Genomic DNA, 25,017 nt, shown 5'->3' on the forward strand with positions numbered 1-25,017 from the left:
TAGCGGATGCTATATTTTTTAACAGGAAAGGAAGTATAAAAATTGGGTGCCTGGCTAGCTTCGAGCGCCAGAAACTAGGCGACTTCACGAACCGCCCTACGATAAGTCATCATCGGTTCGTAAACTCACCGTGATTCCTTTATCTCAGTTAATTCTGAAGCCGCTACGTTTCTAACCGGGCGCTTTGCGCTTTTCTAATCCAAGTACCATTAGTCTGTCATAACTTGATTAAGTGTATCCATACAATAAAGTGAGACTTCTATCAGCGGAGGCTTACGGGAAGCACCGTTATAAATAATAGCTTTTGGTTTTATTTGAACTTTGATGAAGTAGGTGAGCCAATTGTCAAAACAAGAAATAAAAGTAATCATAGTGGAAGGTAGAACTGATAAAGAAAAAGTGGCAAAATTAGTGGATGAGGAAGTAGAAATTGTCTGTACTAATGGTACGATTAATGTGGAACGTTTGGAAAATTTGATTGAAATGTTTAATATGGATTATCGGGATGTTTTTATACTGGTTGACGAAGATAAGGCTGGTAAGAAATTAAGAAAACAACTTTCTAAAGAATTACCACATGCAATTCATATTTATATTGATAAATCGTATCGAGAAGTGGCAGCTACACCTGAGTCTGAGTTAGCAGTAGCGCTGATTTCATCACATATAATGATCAACCCAGATTACTTATAGAATAGAAGGAGATTGTAATGCTAGATATAAAAAAAGAACAATGGAAGAAATTGTTACGTCATGAGGAATCGCTGGTCATTTTCGTGCACACACCTTTTTGTGCGACTTGTCAATTAGCAGAACGAATGTTAGGAATCTTGGAAGAAGCAGATCAAACACAGTTCTTTTACCGAATGAATGCTTCCTTTTTTCCGGAATTTATGAAGGAAAATAAAATTCAGAGTGTACCAGCATTGTTATTGGTGAAAGATGGAGTGGTTGTCGATCAATTGTATGCATTTGAATCGGTAACTAAATTACATGCTGTTTTGGAAGGATGGAAACAAAAACAAAGCATTTAGCAATAAAATCAAGTAATTTGTAAGAATTTATATCATATATTTTTGTATTAGTTATATTTGATTACAGGTGGGTGTGTATCTGCGCTAATCTCCTCACAGTGTATTTGGTCACTATGTTAGAAGATGTTACAATAATAATTGTCAAATAAAGAAAGGATTGATTTATTATTAGTGACCAATTACATCTACAGTACACAACGGAAATGGAAAAAGCGATGCATCAGTCGCACGGAGTAGGATATGCGGAATATAGCCGTAAACTCTCTCAACGATTAGATGTAGAAAAAGAAAGAGAAACTAGCTATAAAAAAAGCCAAGAAGTTGTGAAAGACGTAGAACGCTTAGTTCACAGATAATAATTGAAAAAATAAATAAATGAAATGAAAATAGACACAAAGATACAACAGTTACTTCTCGAAAAGTAGCTGTTGTTTTTTTATAAAGATACTGCCCGGTGAATTTGAACTGAGCGTGGACATTTGTTCCGTTATTTGTTACAAAAGTGCCGTTATTAAGGTAGTCGCGGACATCTGTTCCGCTATTCATCGAAAATAGTGCTAATTTAAGCCGAAATGAGCCAAATAAGGGATTCAATGTCCACAAACATCGAAAAACGCGCGGTTTTCAGCCAAATAACGCACTAAATGTCCACCCCCCCTTATCCGAATCTGGAATGGATGGGCTTTTATTAGTAATAGATCGATAAATACGGGTTAAGTGTGGTATAATATCAGATGGAATGAATAAAATCAGTTGATTTCGATAGTGGTAAAATGGTTGATTATAGATTCGAAATAGTATAAGATTATAATGAGAATAAAGTGAGAATGGATTTAATTCCACTTCAAATCATTACATTTTAAAAGCTTTGGAGGTATGTAGTTATGGCAAGTTCTACTTTAGAAATTAAGGATCTTCATGTTGAAATAGAAGGTCAGGAAATATTAAAAGGTGTTAACCTTACCATAAAAGGTGGAGAATTCCACGCGGTAATGGGACCAAATGGTACTGGTAAATCAACCTTAGCATCTGCAATTATGGGTCACCCTAAATATGAAGTAACCAAAGGTGAAATTCTTCTCGATGGGGAAGATGTATTAGAAATGGAAGTAGATGAGCGTGCACAAGCTGGTCTATTTTTAGCTATGCAATACCCAAGTGAAATTAGTGGTGTAACAACTTCTGATTTCTTACGTTCTTCTATTAATGCCCACCGTGAAGAAGGTGACGAAATTTCTTTAATGAAGTTCATTAAAGAAATGGACGAAGCAATGGATTATCTTGAGATGGATAAAAATATGGCACAACGTTATCTAAACGAAGGTTTCTCTGGTGGTGAGAAGAAACGTAACGAGATTCTTCAATTAATGATGTTAAAACCAGCTATCGGTATCCTTGACGAAATTGATTCTGGTCTAGATATCGATGCGCTAAAAGTAGTATCAAAAGGTATCAATAAACTACGTGATGAGTCATTCGGTTGCTTAATCATTACGCACTATCAACGTTTATTGGATTATATTACTCCAGACAAAGTACATGTTATGATGGAAGGTCGTGTAGTGAAATCTGGGGGACCTGAATTAGCTCAACGCTTAGAAGCGGAAGGTTATGACTGGATTAAGCAAGAACTTGGTATTGAAGATGAAACTGTAGGACAAAAAGCATAAGATAGGAGGTATCGTATGACTGTGGAAACTAAACTGCCATATGATCAGGACTATGTCCGATCATTTTCAGAAAATAGAAAAGAACCGGAATGGATGAAAGAGTTGCGCTTACAAGCTCTTGACTTGGCAGAAGGACTTGAAATGCCAAAACCGGATAAAACGAGTATAAAACGTTGGAAGTTTGATGACTACAAACATGACGTTGCTGGTGAATCCATCAACTCACTCAATGATTTACCTGAAGATATTCAAGTGTTCTTGGATATGGAAGATCAGAATGAGAATCTTGTCATCCAACGTAATCAATCTGTAGCGTATAAATCACTTGCTTCGGGCTTAGAAGAAAAAGGAGTTATACTAACAGATATTCAAACAGCATTACAAGAACATAGTGATCTTGTAAGGCGTTATTATATGAAAGATGCTGTACAAATTGATGAACATAAATTAACTGCACTACACACGGCATTAATGAACGGTGGCGTCTTTGTGTACGTACCAACAAACGTGCAAATTGAAGAGCCGTTGCAAGCTATCTTTTGGCAAGAAGCTCCGGAAGCAGCTACCTTTAACCATGTAATTGTAGTAGCAGAAGCGAACAGTTCTTTAACGTATGTGGAAAACTATATTTCACAAAATAAAGAAGAACATGCGGTAGCTAATATTGTGGCAGAAGTTATTGCGCATGATAATGCGAACATTAACTTTGGGTCTGTAGATAATTTTGCTGCAGGTACAACAGTATATGTTAACCGTCGTGGAGTAGCTTATCGTGATGCTCGTATTGAGTGGAACCTTGGGCAAATGAATGACGGTAACACCGTATCTGAGAATATTACACACCTAATTGGTGATAACTCATATTCTTATGCAAAAACAGTATCTGTAGGTCGTGGAGATCAATCGCAAAACTATACAGCTAAAATTGTTCACTTTGGTAAACAAAGTGAAGGTTTCATTCTTCAACATGGAGTTATGAAAGACAGTGCATCATCTATTTTTAATGGTATTGGAAAAATCGAACATGGTGCAACGAAAGCAAATGCAGAACAAGAATCACGTGTATTAATGCTAAGTAGAGATGCTCGGGGAGATGCAAACCCTATTCTGTTAATCGATGAAGATGATGTTACAGCAGGACACGCAGCATCTGTCGGTCGTGTTGATCCAGTGCAACTATACTATTTAATGAGCCGTGGTATTTCTCAGCAAGAAGCTGAACGTCTCATTATTCATGGTTTCTTAGCTCCGGTTGTTAAGGAGATTCCAATTGATGCAGTACGTGAACAATTGACCGAAGTTATCGAAAGGAAAGTCTACTAATGACTATTAAAGCTATTCGTGAGCAATTTCCGATTCTGAATCAAGAAGTAAACGGCCATCCGCTAGTTTATCTTGATTCAGCGGCAACATCACAAAAACCGTTATCTGTTATCGAGTCGATGGAAGCTTATTACAAGCAACATAATTCTAATGTACACCGCGGTGTTCATACACTAGGTACAAGAGCAACCGATCAATATGAAGGTGCTCGTGATAAAGTAAAAAACTTTATCAACGCAAGTTCAACGGAAGAAGTGATCTTTACCCGTGGAACAACAACCTCACTTAATACAGTTGCTTATGGATATGCTCGTCACGTTCTACAAGAAGGTGATGAGATTGTCCTTACCGAAATGGAACATCATAGTAATATTATTCCTTGGCAACAGGCAGCGAAATATACTGGTGCAACATTAAAGTATATTCCAATGGAAGCTGATGGAACGATTACACTTGATTCTGTCCGTTCCACTGTTACGGAAAATACGAAACTGGTTGCTGTAACACATGTTTCCAATGTATTAGGTACGATTAATCCGATTAAGGAAATTGCTCAAATTGCTCATGAGAATGGTGCAGTGATCGTAGTAGATGGTGCCCAAAGTGTTCCACATATGCAAGTGGATATGCAAGACTTGGATTGTGATTTCTATGCTTTTTCTGGTCATAAAATGTGCGGTCCAACTGGTATTGGTGTGCTTTATGGTAAGAAAGCATTATTGGAAGAAATGGAACCAGTGGAATTTGGTGGAGAAATGATCGATTTTGTAGGACTTTATGATTCTACATGGAAAGACCTTCCATGGAAGTTTGAAGGTGGAACACCGATTATCGCTGGAGCAATTGGTTTAGGTGCAGCGATTGATTTTCTATCCGATTTTGGAATGAATAACATTCTGGAACATGAACAGCAAATTGCGAATTATGCACAGGAAAAACTTTCTGAAGTCGATGGACTGACCATTTACGGACCAAAAGAACGTGGTGGCCTGGTAACCTTTAATATTGATGGTGTTCATCCACACGATACAGCTACAGTTCTGGATGCAGAAGGTATTGCGGTAAGAGCTGGTCATCACTGTGCACAGCCATTAATGAAATGGTTAGATGTAACAGCTACAGCAAGAGCAAGCTTTTATCTATATAATGATGAAAGTGATATTGACCGATTAGTTGAAGGAATACAGCGAGCGAAGGAGTATTTCGGCGATGTCATTTAATAATTTAGATACGTTATACAGACAGGTTATTATGGATCACTATAAAAATCCTCGTAACCGTGGAACTCTAGCGGACGAATCTGTTACAATAGATATGAACAATCCTACATGTGGTGATCGTATTGAATTACACCTTCAAGTTGAAGATGGCAAAGTGAAAGATGCTAAATTTGAAGGAGAAGGTTGTTCAATCAGTATGTCATCTGCTTCTATGATGACACAAGCAGTAAAGGGGAAAAATATAGAGGATGCTTTAAAAATGTCATCCATTTTTTCCAAAATGATGTTAGGTGAAGACGTAGAAGATGTGGATTTCGATCTTGGGGATATTGAGGCATTGCAAGGTGTTTCCAAATTCCCGGCAAGAATTAAGTGTGCAACATTGGCGTGGAAGGCGATGGAAAAAGCTGTCGCAGTTGACGAAGAGGAGTAAGCACAAAGAAATCCTAATATAGGAGGTAATAGTATGGCTAAAAAAGCACCTGAAATAGGCGAATATAAATATGGCTTTCATGACAGAGATGTTTCGATTTTTAGAACGGAAAAAGGCTTGACACGTGCAGTAGTGGAAGAAATTTCTCGCATGAAAGAAGAACCAGAGTGGATGTTAGAATTCCGCTTAAAAGCATTAGAACAATTCTATAAAAAACCAATGCCACAATGGGGTGGTGACCTTTCAGAATTAGACTTTGATGAAATTACGTATTACGTAAAACCGTCTGAGCGTTCTGAACGTTCTTGGGATGAAGTACCAGATGAAATCAAACAAACATTTGATAAATTAGGTATTCCTGAAGCAGAACAAAAGTATCTAGCAGGTGTATCTGCTCAATACGAATCTGAAGTTGTTTATCACAACTTAAAAGAAGATTTAGAAGACTTAGGTATTGTCTTCAAAGATACAGATACTGCACTAAAAGAAAACGAGGACCTATTTAAAGAGTATTTTGGTAAAGTTATTCCGGCATCAGATAATAAATTTGCAGCCTTAAACACTGCAGTATGGTCTGGTGGATCCTTTATTTACGTACCGAAAGGCGTTAAAGCGGAGACACCTTTACAAGCATACTTCCGTATTAACTCTGAAAACATGGGTCAGTTCGAGCGTACGTTAATTATCGTTGATGAAGGTGCTTCTGTACACTATGTGGAAGGTTGTACAGCACCAACGTATACAACCAACTCATTGCACAGTGCAGTTGTTGAAATCTTCGTTAAGAAAGACGCATATTGCCGTTATACAACGATTCAAAACTGGGCGAACAATGTGTATAACCTAGTGACAAAACGTGCAACATGTGATGCAAATGCAACGATGGAATGGATCGATGGTAACATTGGTTCTAAATTAACCATGAAATATCCTGCCATTATTCTAAAAGGTGAGGGTGCTCGTGGAAATACGCTTTCCATTGCATTAGCAGGTAAAGGACAGCACCAGCACGCAGGTGCTAAAATGCACCACCTAGCGCCTAATACGTCTTCTACGATCGTTTCTAAGTCGATCTCCAAACAAGGTGGTAAAGTATCTTATCTTGGTATGGTACACTTTGGACGTAAAGCAGAGGGTGCCCGTTCTAACATTGAATGTGACACGTTAATTATGGATAATAAATCAACTTCAGATACGATTCCTTACAATGAGATTTTAAATGATAACATCTCATTAGAGCACGAAGCGAAAGTTTCTAAAGTATCGGAAGAACAATTATTCTATCTAATGAGCCGTGGTCTTTCAGAAGAAGAAGCTACTGAAATGATCGTGATGGGCTTCATCGAGCCATTTACAAAAGAACTTCCAATGGAATATGCGGTCGAAATGAACCGTCTTATTAAGTTCGAAATGGAAGGTAGTATTGGATAATTGAGATTAAAGCTTTAAGAGGTTAAATCTAAGATAACGAGTTCAAGCTAATGTTGTGCTGAACTCGTTATCTTTTTTTGTATATTTAAAAATCATCTACCTGATCATCTTCTACTTAGTATAGACGGTATAATTAAATGATTTGATCTCTATAATTGTGTCGATTTTAGTTGCCATAATTTCTACAGAATTGAGCCAATTTTGCAAATAGATCTTCTAGTATAAATCGAGAATCAATTGACTCATATACTTTAATTGGTCGATACTTACCGGAATGAACATATTTCATATTTTCATCAAATACAGGAGCTGGCTTCCATGTCCATTTACCACAATCTGCATATAGTATTACACCAACTGCTGGGGAATCACCAAGTAAACGGTATTCGGAAGGTCTTGATACGCTTTGATTGTTAAATTTAATGAGTTGTTCTACTAGATATTTGCCTATTTTTCCTTGTGGATACACTTTTTCAATCAGTTCTGCATACCCGACAGGCATTGTTCGATAAACATTTCTAGGAATTTGCCAAACTTCCAGATTCGATTTAAAAATCACATTAGCAGAATGAATATCGTTTGATAAATTATATTCACGACCACCTGAAGGCCATTCTCCGCCTCCGATCCAGATTACTTTAATATCTTTTTCTGCAATTCTGGGTTCTATTAGCAATGCAGAGGCCATATCAGTTAATGGACCAAAAAATGCAACATGAAGAGGCCTGCTATCATCTTTCATCGCTTCTTCGATAATCAACCTAGCACCAGGGGAGTCAATAGGTGTTTCTTCATCCGGCATAGCGGCTGCTGCTCCATTCTCGACACGAAATTTTCCGTCCAACCTCATTAGATTTAAAAGTAGCATCGTTTCGTCATAACTATCCTGTAAACTTGTTTTTGATTTCTGATCACCAAAATGGGCAGGAATGATTCCATGAAGATCAAATGAACTAGATAGAACTGTATGTACAATTGCATATTGATCATCTACTTCATTCTTAGCATCAGTATTAATAATTACCCTTGTTTTCTTTTCTGCTGGTATTGTAAATTCCATTTTGATAAAACCTCCATATCTATTAAATTTAACCATCAACTAAAATTTTTCCATCTATATAAATAGATGGTAATTATTTATTTTAATTATACATACACTTCTACATTCCCCAACAAAATTCCTGCTAAAAATTTTACCCATACTAAAAGGCAGTGCCTTATATCTGACACTGCCATTGCTTTATACCATCATTTCTAGTGGTGAGTACTTAATTTAAATTGCATAAGGACCGACATCAAAATCGGTCCCAAAAAATAAAATACTCGATTAATTTTCTTTATCATTGTTAAATTCAGTCGGATCATTTTCCTCTGCAAACTCAGTAGAATAAGCTAAATTTCTACCTCTCGCAGCACCTCTATTTTCTTCGTCAGCTTGCGGAGCAAACAACAAGGGTAAACAGCATAAAGCACCGATTCCTACTAATGTATAAATGACTCTGGAAAATGCAGCATCTTGTCCACCGAATATTGCTGCAACCAAATCAAATTGAAATAATCCAATTAACCCCCAGTTTATAGCACCAATAATTACTAGTGCTAAACCTATACGTTGTATGGTATTCATTCAATTCACCTCCTTTTGTAGAGTGTTAGTTATATCTATTATTAGTTTGTTTTTCTAATTTATACGAATTAATATTCCAGTGAGAGCACCACTTGGTGTTATGGGAAACTGAAATTTAATGGTTGCAGATTTCTAACTGGATTTGTTTCTGATCACTGCCTGTATAAAATAGTTAATTATAGGAAAGTTATAGTTATAAATTAAAAGAAGGGATTTTCGTTTATGGGGATATTATCCAAAGAGATAAAGAGAAGGTTTGAAAATAACGATGATTTCTTTCAGCAAGAAATATATCTACAAAAAAAAAGTGGAGATAATGGGATTCAATACGTTAGTAAATATTCCTAAAACAAAAGAAATCCTACAAGAGTATCCCAATGATGTGAATATGTCCGAAATAGATGATTTCTTAGCAACTATAGGTGAATTGAAAGAAAAAAATATAGATGATGCCGTCAAAGCTATTTTTGAGGGGAAATTAATCGTTTGTTCTTCCACAGGCAAATATGTGGTCGTTGATCCTATTCCACAGGAACTGAACCGCTCGATAGAACCACCTTCTAATGAAAATGTGCTACAAGGTTCGCAAAGCTCCTTTATCGAGGATATAGATACCAATATAGGTTTAATTAGAAAAGAAAAAGCTTCAGAGAAATTATGTGTCAAATCTTATTCTTTAGGAAAAAGACAAAATAAAAAAATGGCTTTGTTGTATTTGGATGACAAAGTAAACAAAGATACTTTAGCAGAAATACAAAACCAAATTGAAAAAAATCTAAAAAAGGAATTACATAATCAACAAGATATGTCAACTATAATGGGCTTTTCTCCTTGGCTGACAATGGCTAAATTTCGTACTTCTGAACTTCCTTCTGAAGTAGTAAATAAGTTATTCCAAGGTAGGGTGGTATTGTTTATAGACAGACTGCCAAATGCATTCATTCTTCTAGGTTTATTATGGGATATGTTTACAGTGGAAAATGATTATAATTACCCTTATCCTCTTATGATTCTTATACGTGCTTTACGAGTAGTAGGCCTCCTAGCAACCTTATTAGTACCAGGTTTATATGTAGCACTTGTAGCTGTTAATCCAGGTGTTTTAAGAATTGAGATGGCATTATCCATTGCTCAAAGTCGGCAAGGAGTACCATATCCTGCATTAGTTGAAGTTCTTCTTATGTTAATAATTTTAGAATTAATTCTGGAAGCAAGTGTTAGGTTGCCCAAAAGCATTGGGCCAACTATAACGATGGTAGGCGGAATTATTTTAGGTCAAGCCATTGTTGATGCGAAGCTGGTAAGTAACTTATTGATTATTATTCTAGCTGCGACTACGATAGCCAATTTTACAATTGTAGGTGTTCAAAATTCGCTATCCATTAGGCTATACAAATATTTAATCGTTATTTTTGCTTCTATATATGGCGTATTTGGACTCTTAGCAGGAATCTTCTTTATAATTGCTTATTTAGCTAGTCTAAGAACATTTGGAGTATCTTACCTAAACTTCAATGTCGAAAGGGATGTCTTAAAAGGTGAATAGTAACCTGCAGGTAATATTAATGTATTTTATCACGCATGTTGGGTTAATTTTTTTTATGTATCCAACTGATATAATAGAAAGTGCAAATCGCACACACTGGGTACCAGTTTTTATTGGAATGCTAACTCATCTGATTTTTATATGGGTTTATATGAAAGGATTAAGCTATTTCCCAGGGAAAAACATCATTGATATTTATATGGAGCAGGGAAAAGTACTTTCCTTCATTTGTTTAATACCAATTATAGTGTATTTTGTCTTGGCTACTATTACTACGGTTAGAGCATATTCGGAAATCATAAACATCGTTTTTCTTTCTGAGACACCATTGTGGGCTACAATGTTACCATTCTTATTTATTTCAGCCTATATATCGACAAAAGGGATAGGTGTAATTTTTCATACTACATTTATAGCAGCATGCGTTTTCTTGCCTCTTTTTCTATTTATTTTCATTCTTTCTTTTCAAAATGTAGACTGGAGGTATGTTTTTCCGCTCTTTGACATGGATTATTCATTTATTTCAAATAGGTCTTATTATAAAGGCTTTTTCTCTTTTGCTGGAGTATTTTTATTTCTTGGCTTTATACAGCCATATCGGACTTACGACAGAAAAAAAGTGTTACTTTCTGCCATATTGCTTTTTCCGTTTTTCCCTATTCTCCGTGTATGTTCCCATTCTGACATTTGGACAAGCTACCTCTGCTACTTTTCAATTCCCTTTTGTTACTGCTCTTGATTCTATTTACATAGACTGGCTTGTATTCGATAGAATCACGATGTTTTTTTTGATAAGTTTACTGATCTTTATTATGATTTTTCTTTCCTTGTTATTATGGATGACTACTAGGATTGTAGTTCGTTTCGTTCCCTTTGTAAAGCAAATGTATGCAATATATTTGCTATCTATACTTATATTTATCATATCTGTCATGTTACCGAATTGGAAAGCTGTTGAAGATCTTTTTTGGTGGAATACTTATTTTAGATTTTACATTATTATAGTCATTCCTTTCTCGGTTTTAATTGTTGGAATATGGTCCAAAAGGAAGGTAAGGTAAGCTATGTTTAGGTTAGGCTTAAAACTAATATTTCTCATCTTAGTTATAGTGGCATTAAGTGGTTGCTGGGATACTAAGGATATTGATCATCGTCTGCTACCAGTGACAATGGGAATATCCAAGGAAGACGAAGAATACCAAGTTATTCTTCAAGTTCCAGAACCGGTTGAAGGACAAATAGAAAATAGAATCATAAAGGAAACTGGACAAACCATAACAAAAACAATAGATACATTAAGTGAAAATATGGAAAGTCAAGTAGATCTGCTTCACGTAAAAGTAATTGTAATAGATAAGCAATTAGCGAAAGAGGGAGTAGAAGATGTCATTTCTGGTTTTATGAGGTCAAGAGATGTATCCTCTCATGCTTTAATTACTATTTGCGATGAGAACATTGATCAGTTTTTTAATGAAGTCTCGAGTAATTTAGACGTAAATGCCGTAAACCTATTTGAATTCTTTGAAAAAAATGCTGGATGGACTCCACAAATAGCATTAACAAGGGTGTGGCATGTTTATCGTAGTATTCATTCTTATACACATGATGTTGCTGTTCCAATTGTGGTATCAGAAGGAAGTACTAATATTAGGCATTTAGGATCAGCAGTTATGAAAAAGGGAAAAATGGTAGAATCCCTCACACCGGATGAGACTCTCCTTTTTAATGCCTTTAATGGTAAAAGTGCTCAAGGAAGAGTAGAGGCTATGGATCATGCCAGTGTGTTAATTATTAGCAATACAACCAACACTAGGAGTGATGTTATCAAGGATGAACCTAGCTTGGAGAAAGTAATTAATTTAAAGGTAGTATTATTAGAAACTAAAGGCGATCCTACAATTGAATTAATCAAGGAAGAACTCATAATAATTTTGACTGATCGTTTTGATAGAATGTTCGCAAAACTTCAAGAGAGTGAAGCTGATATTCTAGGACTAGGTCAACATTTTAGAAGTAATATGCCAAGGGAAGAATTGAGGGAGTGGCGCTATAAATACTATAAGAAGTTAAAAGTAAAGTTCATTGTGGAAATTGACGTTCAAAACACTGGGTTCCTAAAATCTAAATCATCAGAATGAGGCTGGGACAAAAGAGTAATTATATAGGTAAAAACCGAACATGAAAGTCTGAGTACACATACCGCTTCGGCAAAATACTTTGCTTTCCGTGGGCGATCTTTAGCTAACTGTGTGAAGAAAAACACTTCACACAGTGGAGCTTCGGCTCGTGCTCGTCATGAGGAGTCTACTCTAAGATTATTTGCATGAAAAAAAAGAGACTGTTGATAAATGCCGAAAAGAACAACACCACTATACATGCTGTTTTAAATTCCTCCGATTGGATAAATCGCCATAATACCATTATAATAAAGAGGAGAAATTTAGTGTAACAACTAAGACAAAAGGATAGTAGGGATACTTTTGGTTATAATAATTTGTTTATTCATTGGGTTATTATCAGCGATGTTAGGAAGTATTGTAGGGTTTGGTGGAGGAGTAATTCTGGTACCAATTTTACTAATCCTTCATTCTGCAACTCCTTTATTTGATTGGGCAAATGCAAGCACAATTGTAGGTATATCCTTGATTATTATGATATTTACTGCTTTGTCATCGACTTATGCTTATGCAAAAAACAAGCGAATAGACTATAAAAGCGGCTTATATTTTATTGCAGGTAGTTTGCCTGGTGGTGTGTTAGGAGCATGGTTAAATCAGTTTGTTGATACAGATGTGTTTTCACTATTTTTGGGTATATTTATGTTATTAATCTTTACCATGTTCTTATTTAAGAAAGCACCTGAACAAGCCAAAGAAGATATAGATAGGAAGACTTCACAAAGCATAGTTCGTGAAGTGAAAATTGGGGATACCGTTTACCGCTATTCTTTTTCCCCGTTTATTGCTGTTGCTATTGCTTTTACGGTAGGAATGTTATCCGGTTTTTTCGGAATTGGTGGAGGATCTTTAATGGTTCCAGCCATGATTATATGGTTCCGTTTTCCGCCACATATTGCAACAGCTACTTCCATGTTTATGATCTTAGCACTTAGTATTGTAAGTTCTGGTACACACATTGCGTTAGGTCATATAGAATGGATGTATGTATGGGCTTTTGTACCTGGTGCGTGGTTTGGGGGAATTTTAGGTGCGAAAATTAATCAGCAACTTTCCAGTAAAGCTGTGGAGTATTTATTAAGAACAGTCGTATTATTGATTGGTTTACGTCTGATTTGGCAAGGTTTGTTTTAGGGAGGGTTAGTCTTCATGATCGAACATATCCATTTTTATTATTGCAATGATTTACATAGTCATTTTGACCAATGGCCAAACATTGTCGATTATTTTAATAAAAAGAAAAAACAGCATGCCCAGGCTGATGAACAAAGTTGGAGAATTGATATTGGGGATCATGTAGATCGATTCCATCCAATTGCAGAAGCATACAACGGGAAAGCTAATGTCGAATTATTGAATGATGCTGGCTTTGATATTGTAACAATTGGAAATAATGAAGGGATTACGCTGGAGCATGAACATTTGTATCACTTATATGATCAGGCCAACTTTCAAGTTACTTGTGGTAATTTAATCCCTGTAAATAAAGAGAGACCAGCATGGCTGCAAAATGGTGTTACGATAAAATCGAAAGAGAACTTAACCATCAAATTTTTCGGATTGACGGCACCGTTTAACGCCTTTTACCATCCCTTAGGTTGGCATGTCGAATCGCCTTACGACTATTTAGCACGTGAAATGAAGGATTTGAAAGAAGATGCCGACGTACTGATTTTACTTTCTCACCTCGGACTCACTGAAGACCAATTAATTGCTGAAAAATATCCAGAAATTGATGTTATTATTGGTGGTCATACTCATCACCTCTTAAAAAATGGGGAAGAGGTTAATAATGTATTATTAACTGCTGCAGGTAAACATGGCAAGTATATCGGAGAAGTACATATAGATTGGGACCACCATTTAAATAAAATCGTGGATAAACAGGCTTATACAGTGGAAACCAAATATCTTAGCCAGGATCCAGAAACTGTTCAGAAACTTGCAAAACTCAACGATGCTGCTCAAGAACTATTAAATAAGCCAGTGAAGTACATAGAAAACAGTCTAACAGTGGATTGGTTTGAACAGACACCTATTATTAAATTGTTAACGACAAAACTAAAAGATTGGACGAATGCTGATATAAGTATGTTAAATGCAGGCATATTGCTAGAAAATATCGCAGAAGGCTATGTTACCTATGGAGATATACATCGGATCTGTCCTCATCCAATCAATCCTTGTACTGTCAAACTAAGAGGGATTGAAGTATTGGAGGTTGTACGTGGTGCATATGATGAGGCACTGATGCATTTTGAACTAAAGGGTTTTGGTTTCCGAGGTAAAGTGTTAGGTAAATTTGTCTTTAGTGGTATTGATATTGATACAAAGATAGATGAGGCAGGTATAGAGCGCGTTCAGCATGTTCATCTTAATGGGCATGAGATTGAACAAGAAAAGATTTATACGTTTGCGACTGCAGATATGTTTACGTTTGGAAGGATGTTCCCAGAAATTGCAAGGTCTACGACAAAGAAGTTTTATCTGCCAGAATTTATGAGAGATCTACTAGCGGATGCTTTGAAATCGTCATCATCGTAGACACAATTACACACTCCCCTTCATATTTTAAATGGAGAGGAGTGTGTTTTTTTATGATGGAAATGAAACCAATTTTTATAAAGAATCATCCGTTTACAGCTATTTCGGTTAAACTGCCATATACGAATTTGTTAGTGATTGCCAATGAAGTAGGATATGTCATGTGTGGAGCATTAGATGTAGATTTATTAAATGACCGTTTAACAGATCGTCCCATTGTTGCAGGTCGAGCTACCGGTGTAAAGACGATTGAGGAATTACAACATGCTAAGCTGGATAAAGTGACCAATTATTCCAAAAACTATGGTTGGAAAGAAGGAATGCCGATAGAAGAAGCATTACTAAAAATATCCAACAAATAAGTGACAATTTGCCTAATATGTGAAATTCATTTACAAAGTCGCAGTAAAAATAGTAGATAATATCGACATTATCTGATAAAATTTTACCAAAATGGCAAATGGGTGTTTGAAAATGAGATTAGTTCCAACCAAACTTATTCGACCAGGTATTGAATTAGCAAAACCGATATATGATGCACATGGTCGGATTTTACTACAAAAAAATATGCAATTAACCGACTCAATGGTAGATCGATTGAAAAATTCAGGAATAACCTATGTTTTTACTCGTGATGAGGATACGGAAGATATTATGGTTCATCCTCCAATTCCCGATCAGCAAAGGGTGGAAGCAATTCAAAAAATAAAAGAGACATTCCAAACGTTACAATTTGAAGATTTGAAGAAAAATAATTATTTATTAGATAAAGCTGCATTAAAATTAGATCAACTAGTAAAAGAAATTGCAAAAGAATTAAGTGAAAATGATGAAGTTATTCATTATTTATCAGACTTATTAATTATTGATGATTATGTATATACCCATTCCTTAAATGTGAGTATGTATACACTTGCATTAGCACAGGAACTGAACTTAAAAAATAAAGATATGGAACAATTAGGATTAGGTGCGGTATTACATGATATCGGTAAAATAGTTATACCAGAGGAAGTCTTAAATAAGCCCGGAAAGCTGACGAACATGGAATTTAAGATTGTTCAAGCACATACAGAATATGGTTTTGACTTATTGCGAAAAGCTCATACGATTCCACTTCTTGTTGCGCACTGCGCCTATCAGCATCATGAACGGTTAGATGGAACAGGTTATCCGCGTGGCATTAAAAATGATGATATTCATCCATTTGCCAGAATTATAGGGGTAGCGGATGTTTTTGATGCGGTGACAAGTAATCGAACCTACCGCGATGCGATGTTACCACATGAAGGATTAGAAATTTTATATGGTGGAGCAGGAACGCAATTTGATATACATCTTGTCGAAGCGTTTAAGAAGACAGTTGCTCTTTATCCAAATGGCTTAACCGTTTATTTAAGTGATGGTAGAGAAGGGGTCGTTGCCCGCCAAAATTCACAATTGTTTGATCGTCCTGTTGTCCGCGTGCTGAAAGAAAATGGTTCAAAAGTAAAACCGTATGACCTGGATTTGACAAAGGTGTTGGATGTCATGATTGTAAATACGGAACAATTTATTACAAGTAGATAAAAATTTCTTTAATCATATCTAAATAAATCCCCCCAATCATATGAATAGATTGGGGGGATTTATTATGCGAAGAAAAAAGTGGAGTAGACGAAAAATAGGTTCACCTCCAGCTAATCAAATCGTTTTTATATCATTTTTTATTTTTGTTCTCGTGATGATTGCAAGTATTTTAATAGTTAATGAGGGAATCAAACCAGTACTGTTGAATTACGCAAAAGTTCGTGTCGATGCGATTGCTAATCAAGCAATGGGAATAGCAGTTAGTAAAAAGATTTCAGAGGATTTAGAAGCTGGGGATTTAATAGAAGTACAATTGGATGAAGAAGGAAGAGTAGAAAATTATATTTTTAATGCGGTAGTAGAAAACCGTGTACAAAGAAATGTTCAATATCGTGTTGAAAACTTTCTTAAGTTATTGGAGAAAGGAGAACGACCAGAAACAGGTGTGCCTCTTGAAGTAGAATTGGATTTGGAGCCATCAGAACAAGAATTACTTGACGATGTAAGAGAAAAAGGCCTATTAGTAGAAGTACCGTTAGGTCAAGCATTAGGAATTCCTGTGATTGCTAACCTTGGTCCAAAAGTACCGGTAAACATGGAAGTGATCGGTAGTGTGGGGACAGAAGTAACTAGTGAAATTGTTGAAACTGGAATAAATGGCGCGTATATTCATGTTAATGTTCATATAGAAGTGGAAATGATGGTAGTGATCCCGTTTGCTTCTGAGCCAACAAAGGTGGTTCAAGATATTCCAGTAACCAAGGTATTTCATCCAGGTGATGTACCAAATTATTATAATGAAGGTGGAGAAGGGTCATCAGATCTTTCTATTCCAATAGATCCAGATCTAGAATAATAGTATTTTCCTAGTTTTTCCTTTGACAGAATATTCGGAAGTTAGATATAATTTCAAAGATTAAAACTATTATTGCAATAGAAAAATCATTAAACGAAAGGGGTAAAATTAATGGAAAACAGATCACAGTGGGGCACACGTCTGGGTTTCCTTCTTGCAGCAATTGGATCTGCAGTAGGTTTAGGTAATATTTGGCGGTTCCCTGCGACGGCATTTGAGAATGGTGGAGGTGCCTTTTTCGTTCCATACTTGTTTGCTTTATTAACGGCAGGTATTCCATTACTGATTATGGAATATACAATCGGACATAAATATCGTAGCTCATCGCCAAGAAGTTTTTCGAAAATAAGTAAAGGGATGGAATGGATCGGTTGGTGGCAAGTACTTATCTCATTTGTTATTTCTACTTACTACCCAATCATTATTGCATGGTCAATGATGTATGCATACTTCGCTTTAGGAACTAAGTGGGGGGATGATCCAACAGCGTTCTTCGTTGGAGACTTTTTAAATCTAGTTGATGCTGGAACATTTGGTTCGCTCGTTCCTACAGTTGTGATTCCTTTACTAATTGTCTGGATACTTGTGTTATTATTCTTAGGTCGCGGTGTGAAGAAAGGTATTGAGTTAGCAAACAGAATCTTTATTCCGACATTATTTATCGTTTTTATTATTATCGTTATTCGTGCTGTTACATTACCAGGAGCAATGGAAGGTTTAGATGCATTCTTCAAACCTGACTGGGGCAGTATAACAGATGGTTCGGTTTGGGTTGCAGCATATGGTCAAATCTTCTTTAGTTTATCGATCGCATTTGCCATCATGATTACGTACTCATCTTATTTACCGAAGAAATCAGATATTACTAACAATGCATTTATTACAGGTTTTGCGAATTCATCTTTTGAATTATTAGCTGGTATTGGTGTATTTGCCGTATTAGGCTTCATGGCATTCCAATCAAATACGGAAGTTTCTGAAGTAGTTGCAGGTGGTGTCGGATTAGCTTTCATGGTTTTTCCAGAAATTATTAGTCAAATGCCTGCATCCGGATTCTTTGGGTTTTTATTCTTTGCATCCTTGTTCTTGGCAGGTTTATCATCGATGATTTCGATTTCGGAAACATATGTTGCAGGTTTACAAGAGAAATTCTCTATCTCTAGAGGTAAAGCAGTACTAGTTGGTGGGGGACTTTCTTTATTAATCTCTCTTTTCTATGCAACCCAAGGCGGTCTTAACCTACTAGATACTGTGGACTACTTTATTAACAACTATGGTGTGGCCTTAGCGGGGCTATTTGAAGTTGTTGCGATCGCATGGTTTGCACGTTCGCTCAAAGATTTGCAAAATCACGCAAATTCTGTATCTGACATTAAACTTGGTATATGGTGGAGACTTTGTTTAGGGTTAATTACGCCATTCATATTAGGCTATATGATGCTGAAAAACTTAAGAACAGAAGTATCTCGTCCGTATGAAGATTATCCAATTGATTTCCTATTCAGTTTTGGATGGGTAGTAGCAATTGGAGCAATGTTCGTTGGTGCGTTATTTACGATTAAAAAATGGCCAAGTAAAGATAACGAAGCATAAATTGAACGTTAAAGGAGGTTGCCTTTATGTCTGGTAGCGCAATTACAATGGCAGTAATCGGTATGGTAATTATTTGGGGCGGCTTAATCGCTAGTGTATTCAAAGCAATCCGTGCATCAAAAAATTAACTAAAAATAATCCGTAAAGTGATGATCGCTTTACGGATTATTTCTTTCCCATCGCTTTAAATGTGGATAGGGATCAAATGACCATTCTGTTTTTCCATTATCTTTGTACATACCATAATGTAAATGTGGTGGGAATTTTCCAGAGGTTCCTGGAGGTCCATAACCAGATGAGCCGACAGAACCGATTGTTTGGCCTGCTTCTACGATATCACCTATTTCTAATCCATCAGCAAAACCATTTAAATGTGCGTAATAATGGTATCTATTATATATATCACGAATACCGACACGCCAGCCGCCAAATTTATTCCACCCTTTAAGTTCAACAACACCAAAAGTGGTTGCTCTTACTGGTGTTCCATAACTAGCAAATATATCAGTACCTTCATGGATTCTTCTTCCACCGAATCCTCTAGCGTCTCCCCATGTATTATGATAAGTATAGTTGTAACCTTTAGGTATCGGAAAAGCTGTTTCGTCCAGACTGATTTTATGATATGTTTTAAACAAGCGTGCATAGTTCATAATAGACAGAACCGTTAATTCACGATGATAATAATTCCACAGTGCCGTCCGAATATCTTGGTCGGCATGTCCATATTGTTGAATGTAATGGGCAACTGAGTATAGAATATCATGGTCATTGGTGTGATCAGCTATTCCATCTCCATCTCCGTCTTTTCCGATACCACCAAAGATTTCGAGTACACTTTCATCTGTAGGTTCACTAGCTGGTGAAAAACCGTACCATTTTTGTTCAGGGACCTTTATCTTGATTAAAGAATTGTCCTCTGCATCTGATTGATCGTCACGAATGTTGGATTCATAACGGTTGATTGCTGCTAAATAATACCAAGGTATTAAGGTGACAGCTTCCATTTGTTTATATAAACTGATTTTTTCTTGATCGATATCCACATTTTCTTCTGCATGTGCTATAGTAGTAAGAAGAAAAAAACTTGTGAATGATAATAATAAGTAACGCTGAATCAAAGGATATAGCCTCCTTAGTTAATTTTTCAAGTGGATACCGTTAGTTTAGGTTATAAACTTTGATTTCATGCTAGTAACTTTTGTTAAATTTGTCACGGTGCCAAATGTCTGTAAGTTCCCGACTTCCATTTTTGTGGAACAGACTCTAACACCCTGATAAGTTTCGCTATTGATCAGAGGGGATACTCTGACCTTAGTCTCACTTTATAATTACAAAAAAGGTGTGAAATATATTGGTTGAAGTACAAGGTCATCGTTACGAGATAATCAAGGACTATCGTAATGGTTTTGAGGAAAAAGCGTTTAAAGAAAGATATACAGATATTTTAAGTAAATATGATTTTATTGTAGGGGATTGGGGTTATGAACAACTTCGTCTCAAAGGGTTTTATGATGATCAAAATCCCAAAGCATCTTTTGATACTAAAATAAGCACCTGTGAGGACTATTTATACGAATATTGCAATTTTGGTTGCCGGTTTTTTATAGTTAAACAAATTGAAAACTAACACAGAGCTATGTGTTAGTTTTCGTTTAATAATGGTTGGATGAATAATCGGAAATCCTCTGCTTCCAGTTCATTGAATTGAAAGGCGTGTTCCACAAAATTGCTTTTTTTAATCTTCTCTCGATTAATACGTGAGTATTTATTCGTATTAAGATCGATAACTAGACAATCATCACCGAATGCTGGAGAAGATATTACTGCCAGATCAAATCTTTCCATATCACCTTTAAAACTAACCAACCTTGTCGTACTTTGTTCTGTTTCATTTTTGATAAAATCTAACTTTCCATCCCTCATCGAATCACTCCCTATTCCAGATTATAGTCATTTCTTCCTTTACTGTAAAATATTCAAAGAACAGCATACCAATGGAATTATTTAGCAAACCACTCCCATATACTGCGAAGTAACTGGACATGGAGTTACTCTCTTCCGATCTGTTATTTTGAGAAGTTTTGTCATTCGCTCCGGCAGAATACTGCGCTTTCCGTGGGCGGTTTTTAGCTAACTTTGCAAAGAAAACCACTTTGCAAAGTGGATCTTCAGCTCTCACTGTCCCACAGGAGTCTCCGTATTCTGCCTACGTTCTCTGATTATAGAAAGAAATGAACTCATGGGACTAAATTTTTCTGTTTTGTTACAGTGTTAATCGGATGTAAATGCCCTTTAACATTGTCGCCCCCTTTGCTACATATGGTGGAGAAATCGATTGATTGATTTCGGATTTGTGTTGTGGAGCATATCTTAACGAAGGCCGCCCACTTTCACTCCTGTGGGAATTGTTTGACCTGAAGATCCACTTTTTCGAGCGGTTTTGGCTCGAAAAAGTAAACCCCACGAAAAGGGAAGTGAGCAGCCGGAGTGGCGGTAATGATCACGATATATGTCAAAATTACCTCATAGGTGACTGTGCAAAACAGTATTTTCATTACTTCGCAGTTGTATCTATTATTACTTTTGAGTTTGAGTATTTTTACTGTAGTGTATGAACTTTATGGAAAGTTGAATCATTTTTTTTGAATTTCCTTCACCTTAATGCAACCAAATCAATCGGAAATTACCACTAACGACATCTTGTATAATATGGTATTATATAGGTAGACGTTGTTTTGAAGTGTAGGGGGTTTAACGGTGTATTTTGTAGATATGAGAAAAATGAATGAAACATTAGATTATTTTGACCATACGTTAATGTTAGTGAAAGCTAATAAATTTGATTCAGCTATTGAACATTTGGCGTTGGAGCGAATAACACATCTATTAATAGAATGTATCTTAGACGTCGGAAATATGATGATTGACGGATTTATTATGCGTGACCCAGGAAGTTATCTGGATATCATTCATATATTAGTCGATGAAGATGTTATTCCTGAAAAAGAAAACAGCGGGTATGAAGCAATTATTGGATTACGAAAAACACTTGTTCAGGACTATAAACAAATCGAACACGAACAATTGCAAGCTATATTAAATAAAAATATAGACATGCTTAAGAAATTTAGTACACACATCCGTACTTACTTGGCAACGGAAATGGGGGTAGCAAATACATTTACAAATGATCAGTAAGTTAGAAAGGGGAGGTAACGGTGACAAAACGATCTATCAAGGAGAGGGTTGTCGAGTTATTGAAGAGAGAGCAAGCAATGACGGTCCCCCAATTATTAAGCCATTTTTCTATCTCTGATATAGCTCTTAGGAGACACCTGAAAACGTTGGAACGAGAAGGTACAGTAGAAGCAAAAACGGTTAAGCAGGAAATTGGTCGTCCGTTTTTACAATATCGTTTAACGGAAAAGGCGCAGAAGAACTTCCCACAACACTATGAACAATTATCCATAAGTATGTTAAATAAATTGGAAAACCAATTTGGTAAAGATTTTGTGGAAGCATTAATCTCTGATTGGACAGCAGACCGGATGGAATCCTATCAACAACAATTGTTGCCATACCAAAAACTGTCAGACAAAATGGAACAACTGCTAACCATTCAAAAACAGGAAGGATATATGTCTTCACTAAAACAAATCGATTCTCAAAGATTTCAATTGGATCAGTATCATTGTCCGATTTATTCGATTGCATGTAACTATAAAGCAGCATGTCTAACAGAAGAGTCATTTTTTCGAGAGTTATTACCAAATGCAACAGTCAAAATGAATAATTGTATTGCAATGGGAGAACAGTGTTGTAGTTTTCTAATAGAGGAGAAATAAGCTTTTTCTTTTAAATATGGTTGTGATGTTCCTCACAAGGATTTCTAATTCATTATGTTTTACTATAGATAAAATACTTTAGAAACGGGGCGATTTATCATGCAACAGTCAGTCATAACAGATAAATTTGGTCGAGCGCTACAAGATTTGCGAATTTCTGTGACAGATCGTTGCAATTTTCGTTGTCGCTATTGTATGCCTCGAGAAATATTCGGAAAGGATTTTGCATTTTTACCTAAAGAACATTTGTTAAGTTTTGAAGAAATCGAGCGATTAACTAAAGTATTTTTAAAATTAGGTGTTCGTAAAATCCGCTTAACTGGTGGAGAACCACTTTTAAGACGTGATATTACTACTTTAATTGAGCGATTATCTAATTTGGATGGCTTGCAAGATATTGGTCTGACAACGAATGCAGTATTGCTTGGAAAGATGGCAGCGGATCTCAAAAATGCCGGTTTAAAACGAGTTAATGTTAGCTTAGATGCGATTGATGATGACACATTTATGCAAATCAATGACAGTAAAGTACGGTCACAGCCTGTGATCGATAGTATAATCAAGGCAAAAGAAATAGGGTTAGGTGTAAAAGTGAATATGGTAGTAAAAAAAGGGATGAATGATCATCAAGTGATACCGATGGCTAAGTTTTTTAAAGAGCTTGGTGTAACGTTACGGTTTATTGAATTTATGGACGTTGGGCAGTCAAACGGCTGGGATTTCCAACATGTTGTCACGAAAAAAGAAATGTATGATCGAATTTCAAACCAGTTTGAATTAGAACCAGTTGATCCTGCTTATTTTGGTGAGGTAGCAAAGCGTTACCGTTATAAAGGAACAAATACAGAAGTAGGATTTATCACATCCGTATCGGAATCATTCTGTTCTTCTTGTACAAGAGCAAGAATTGCAGCAGACGGACACTTTTTCACATGTTTATTTGCGGGTGAGGGCTTGAATTTGAAAGATATTTTACGAGGTGGAGCAACGGATGAAGAACTAAGAGATACGATTGTTTCTGGTTGGAAATATCGTGATGATCGTTATTCAGATCAACGTACAGAAGAATCTGCCAGAAACCGAAAGAAAATTGAAATGTCTTATATTGGTGGTTAAAGAGAGGGTGATAGGGATGTCAGACATGAACAGATATCATCGGCAAACGCTTTTTCAAGGAATTGGTCAGGAAGGACAAGCACAATTGCTGACGAAACATGTCCTTATCGTTGGTTGTGGTGCTCTCGGCACCTCATCAGCTGAAATGCTGACGCGGGCAGGTGTAGGCAACATCACTATCATTGATCGCGATTACGTTGAATGGACCAACCTTCAGCGACAACACTTATTTACCGAAGAGGATGTGCATCAACAAACACCAAAAGCAATCGCTGCCGCCACAAAACTAAATAAAATCAATAGTGAGATCGACGTTGATCCTGTTGTAATGGATGCTACGGCAGAGAACCTCGCTAGCTATGTGCAACAGGCAGACATTGTGATCGATGCAACGGATAATTTCGATACACGTTTTCTAATCAATGACCTTGCACATAAATATAGAAAACCATGGATTTTTGGCGCATGTGTGGGCAGTTCAGGTATGACATTTACGATCATTCCAGGGCAAACACCTTGTCTGGATTGTTTATTAAAAGTCACTCCAATGTTTGGTGCAACCTGTGATGGAGTCGGAGTGATAGGACCGGCAGTACAAATGGTTGTAACACATCAGACAACAGAGGCGTTAAAGCTGTTAATCGATGCAAATCACAAAATAAATAGTAAATTGATTATTTTTGATTTGTGGAATAATCATTATCAAACGATTGACGTCAGTCGGGCGAAGCGCACAAGTTGCGCCAGTTGTGGTCAGGCACCGACTTATCCTCGTTTATCTTATCATGGTAGAACAAAGACCGAGGTTTTATGTGGTAGAGATACGGTACAAATTCGTGGTAAACAATATCCACTCGAGATGCTCGAGTCAAAGCTCGCCCGTTATGGTGAAGTCCAAGCAAATCCTTTTTTAGTTTCTGTCAATATTGATGAAAAAAGGTTAGTATTTTTCCAAGATGGTCGTACCTTTGTCCATGGTACTAATTCGATACAGGACGCTAAAAAGCTATATTATCAGATTATAGGTTAG

The 25,017-nt window shown here is 36.4% G+C and carries 26 protein-coding genes; 22 read left to right on the top strand and 4 right to left on the bottom strand.

Annotated features, from left to right (window positions below; translation table 11 throughout):
* The first annotated feature begins 342 nt into the window (after positions 1-342).
* The 7 genes from J5J03_RS09475 to sufB all read left to right on the top strand — a co-directional run bounded on the left by J5J03_RS09475 (position 343) and on the right by sufB (position 7,111).
* Positions 343-693: a toprim domain-containing protein gene (locus J5J03_RS09475; RefSeq protein ID WP_153836526.1), complete on the top strand. Its 351-nt coding sequence runs from the start codon at positions 343-345 to the stop codon at positions 691-693.
* Positions 694-710: 17 nt separating this feature from the next.
* On the top strand, positions 711-1,034 hold the full coding sequence (locus tag J5J03_RS09480; RefSeq protein ID WP_208589038.1) for a thioredoxin family protein: 324 nt from the start codon (positions 711-713) through the stop codon (positions 1,032-1,034).
* Between the two features lie 884 nt (positions 1,035-1,918).
* Positions 1,919-2,704, top strand: a complete 786-nt coding sequence (gene sufC, locus J5J03_RS09485) for a Fe-S cluster assembly ATPase SufC (protein WP_208589039.1) — start codon at positions 1,919-1,921, stop codon at positions 2,702-2,704.
* Between the two features lie 15 nt (positions 2,705-2,719).
* The gene (gene sufD, locus J5J03_RS09490) at positions 2,720-4,027 is read left to right on the top strand and encodes a Fe-S cluster assembly protein SufD (RefSeq protein WP_208589040.1); all 1,308 of its coding nucleotides are present in this window, start codon (positions 2,720-2,722) and stop codon (positions 4,025-4,027) included.
* The gene (locus J5J03_RS09495) at positions 4,027-5,247 is read left to right on the top strand and encodes a cysteine desulfurase (RefSeq protein WP_208589041.1); all 1,221 of its coding nucleotides are present in this window, start codon (positions 4,027-4,029) and stop codon (positions 5,245-5,247) included. Before sufD ends, J5J03_RS09495 begins: the two co-directional genes overlap by 1 nt.
* The gene (gene sufU, locus J5J03_RS09500; RefSeq protein ID WP_208589043.1) at positions 5,237-5,680 is read left to right on the top strand and encodes a Fe-S cluster assembly sulfur transfer protein SufU; all 444 of its coding nucleotides are present in this window, start codon (positions 5,237-5,239) and stop codon (positions 5,678-5,680) included. The genes J5J03_RS09495 and sufU overlap by 11 nt, the downstream gene beginning before the upstream one ends.
* A gap of 33 nt (positions 5,681-5,713) precedes the next feature.
* Entirely contained in the window at positions 5,714-7,111 is a 1,398-nt protein-coding gene (sufB, locus tag J5J03_RS09505; RefSeq protein ID WP_018930854.1) for a Fe-S cluster assembly protein SufB, read from the top strand.
* Between the two features lie 166 nt (positions 7,112-7,277).
* Here the strand turns inward: sufB and J5J03_RS09510 are convergent, their stop codons facing one another.
* Entirely contained in the window at positions 7,278-8,171 is an 894-nt protein-coding gene (locus J5J03_RS09510; protein WP_208589052.1) for a nucleoside hydrolase, read from the bottom strand.
* 267 nt (positions 8,172-8,438) lie between these two features.
* Positions 8,439-8,738 carry a DUF378 domain-containing protein gene (locus J5J03_RS09515; protein WP_208589054.1) on the bottom strand — a complete coding sequence of 100 codons (300 nt, stop codon included), beginning with the start codon at positions 8,736-8,738 and terminating at the stop codon, positions 8,439-8,441.
* A gap of 316 nt (positions 8,739-9,054) precedes the next feature.
* On the opposite strand from J5J03_RS09515, the gene J5J03_RS09520 reads away from it, so the two are divergent.
* The 10 genes from J5J03_RS09520 (at position 9,055) to J5J03_RS09565 (ending at position 19,151) form a co-directional block, all read left to right on the top strand.
* Positions 9,055-10,284: a spore germination protein gene (locus tag J5J03_RS09520; RefSeq protein WP_231710670.1), complete on the top strand. Its 1,230-nt coding sequence runs from the start codon at positions 9,055-9,057 to the stop codon at positions 10,282-10,284.
* Between the two features lie 55 nt (positions 10,285-10,339).
* Complete coding sequence (locus tag J5J03_RS21985; RefSeq protein ID WP_231710674.1) at positions 10,340-11,023, top strand: GerAB/ArcD/ProY family transporter; 684 nt, start codon at positions 10,340-10,342, stop codon at positions 11,021-11,023.
* A gap of 325 nt (positions 11,024-11,348) precedes the next feature.
* The gene (locus J5J03_RS09530) at positions 11,349-12,422 is read left to right on the top strand and encodes a Ger(x)C family spore germination protein (RefSeq protein ID WP_208589055.1); all 1,074 of its coding nucleotides are present in this window, start codon (positions 11,349-11,351) and stop codon (positions 12,420-12,422) included.
* Positions 12,423-12,764: 342 nt separating this feature from the next.
* Positions 12,765-13,595 carry a sulfite exporter TauE/SafE family protein gene (locus J5J03_RS09535; protein WP_208589056.1) on the top strand — a complete coding sequence of 277 codons (831 nt, stop codon included), beginning with the start codon at positions 12,765-12,767 and terminating at the stop codon, positions 13,593-13,595.
* 15 nt (positions 13,596-13,610) lie between these two features.
* Positions 13,611-15,005 (top strand): bifunctional metallophosphatase/5'-nucleotidase, encoded by a 1,395-nt coding sequence (locus tag J5J03_RS09540; protein WP_208589057.1) that lies wholly within the window; start codon positions 13,611-13,613, stop codon positions 15,003-15,005.
* Positions 15,006-15,058: 53 nt separating this feature from the next.
* Entirely contained in the window at positions 15,059-15,367 is a 309-nt protein-coding gene (locus J5J03_RS09545; RefSeq protein WP_208589058.1) for a YunC family protein, read from the top strand.
* A gap of 112 nt (positions 15,368-15,479) precedes the next feature.
* Positions 15,480-16,574, top strand: a complete 1,095-nt coding sequence (locus J5J03_RS09550) for an HD-GYP domain-containing protein (RefSeq protein ID WP_208589059.1) — start codon at positions 15,480-15,482, stop codon at positions 16,572-16,574.
* Between the two features lie 64 nt (positions 16,575-16,638).
* Positions 16,639-17,430 (top strand): sporulation protein YunB, encoded by a 792-nt coding sequence (yunB, locus tag J5J03_RS09555; RefSeq protein ID WP_208589065.1) that lies wholly within the window; start codon positions 16,639-16,641, stop codon positions 17,428-17,430.
* Positions 17,431-17,541: 111 nt separating this feature from the next.
* Positions 17,542-19,023 (top strand): sodium-dependent transporter, encoded by a 1,482-nt coding sequence (locus tag J5J03_RS09560; RefSeq protein WP_208589073.1) that lies wholly within the window; start codon positions 17,542-17,544, stop codon positions 19,021-19,023.
* 26 nt (positions 19,024-19,049) lie between these two features.
* Complete coding sequence (locus tag J5J03_RS09565; RefSeq protein ID WP_208589075.1) at positions 19,050-19,151, top strand: methionine/alanine import family NSS transporter small subunit; 102 nt, start codon at positions 19,050-19,052, stop codon at positions 19,149-19,151.
* A 30-nt stretch (positions 19,152-19,181) separates the two neighbouring features.
* On the opposite strand, the gene J5J03_RS09570 is transcribed toward J5J03_RS09565, so the two are convergent.
* Positions 19,182-20,144: a M23 family metallopeptidase gene (locus tag J5J03_RS09570; RefSeq protein WP_208589077.1), complete on the bottom strand. Its 963-nt coding sequence runs from the start codon at positions 20,142-20,144 to the stop codon at positions 19,182-19,184.
* 233 nt (positions 20,145-20,377) lie between these two features.
* On the opposite strand from J5J03_RS09570, the gene J5J03_RS09575 reads away from it, so the two are divergent.
* The gene (locus J5J03_RS09575; protein WP_163579322.1) at positions 20,378-20,653 is read left to right on the top strand and encodes a YutD family protein; all 276 of its coding nucleotides are present in this window, start codon (positions 20,378-20,380) and stop codon (positions 20,651-20,653) included.
* A 14-nt stretch (positions 20,654-20,667) separates the two neighbouring features.
* On the opposite strand, the gene J5J03_RS09580 is transcribed toward J5J03_RS09575, so the two are convergent.
* Entirely contained in the window at positions 20,668-20,949 is a 282-nt protein-coding gene (locus J5J03_RS09580; protein WP_208589078.1) for an SAV0927 family protein, read from the bottom strand.
* A gap of 834 nt (positions 20,950-21,783) precedes the next feature.
* On the opposite strand from J5J03_RS09580, the gene J5J03_RS09585 reads away from it, so the two are divergent.
* From J5J03_RS09585 to J5J03_RS09600, 4 genes are all read left to right on the top strand, one after another.
* Complete coding sequence (locus J5J03_RS09585; protein ID WP_208589079.1) at positions 21,784-22,224, top strand: DUF86 domain-containing protein; 441 nt, start codon at positions 21,784-21,786, stop codon at positions 22,222-22,224.
* A 20-nt stretch (positions 22,225-22,244) separates the two neighbouring features.
* The gene (locus J5J03_RS09590; protein WP_208589084.1) at positions 22,245-22,871 is read left to right on the top strand and encodes a helix-turn-helix transcriptional regulator; all 627 of its coding nucleotides are present in this window, start codon (positions 22,245-22,247) and stop codon (positions 22,869-22,871) included.
* 99 nt (positions 22,872-22,970) lie between these two features.
* Complete coding sequence (gene moaA, locus J5J03_RS09595) at positions 22,971-23,987, top strand: GTP 3',8-cyclase MoaA (protein ID WP_208589086.1); 1,017 nt, start codon at positions 22,971-22,973, stop codon at positions 23,985-23,987.
* A 16-nt stretch (positions 23,988-24,003) separates the two neighbouring features.
* Positions 24,004-25,017, top strand: coding sequence for a ThiF family adenylyltransferase (locus tag J5J03_RS09600; protein ID WP_208589096.1), 1,014 nt, complete (start codon positions 24,004-24,006; stop codon positions 25,015-25,017).

Source organism: Gracilibacillus suaedae (assembly GCF_017599345.1).
GTDB classification, from domain to species: domain Bacteria; phylum Bacillota; class Bacilli; order Bacillales; family Amphibacillaceae; genus Gracilibacillus; species Gracilibacillus suaedae.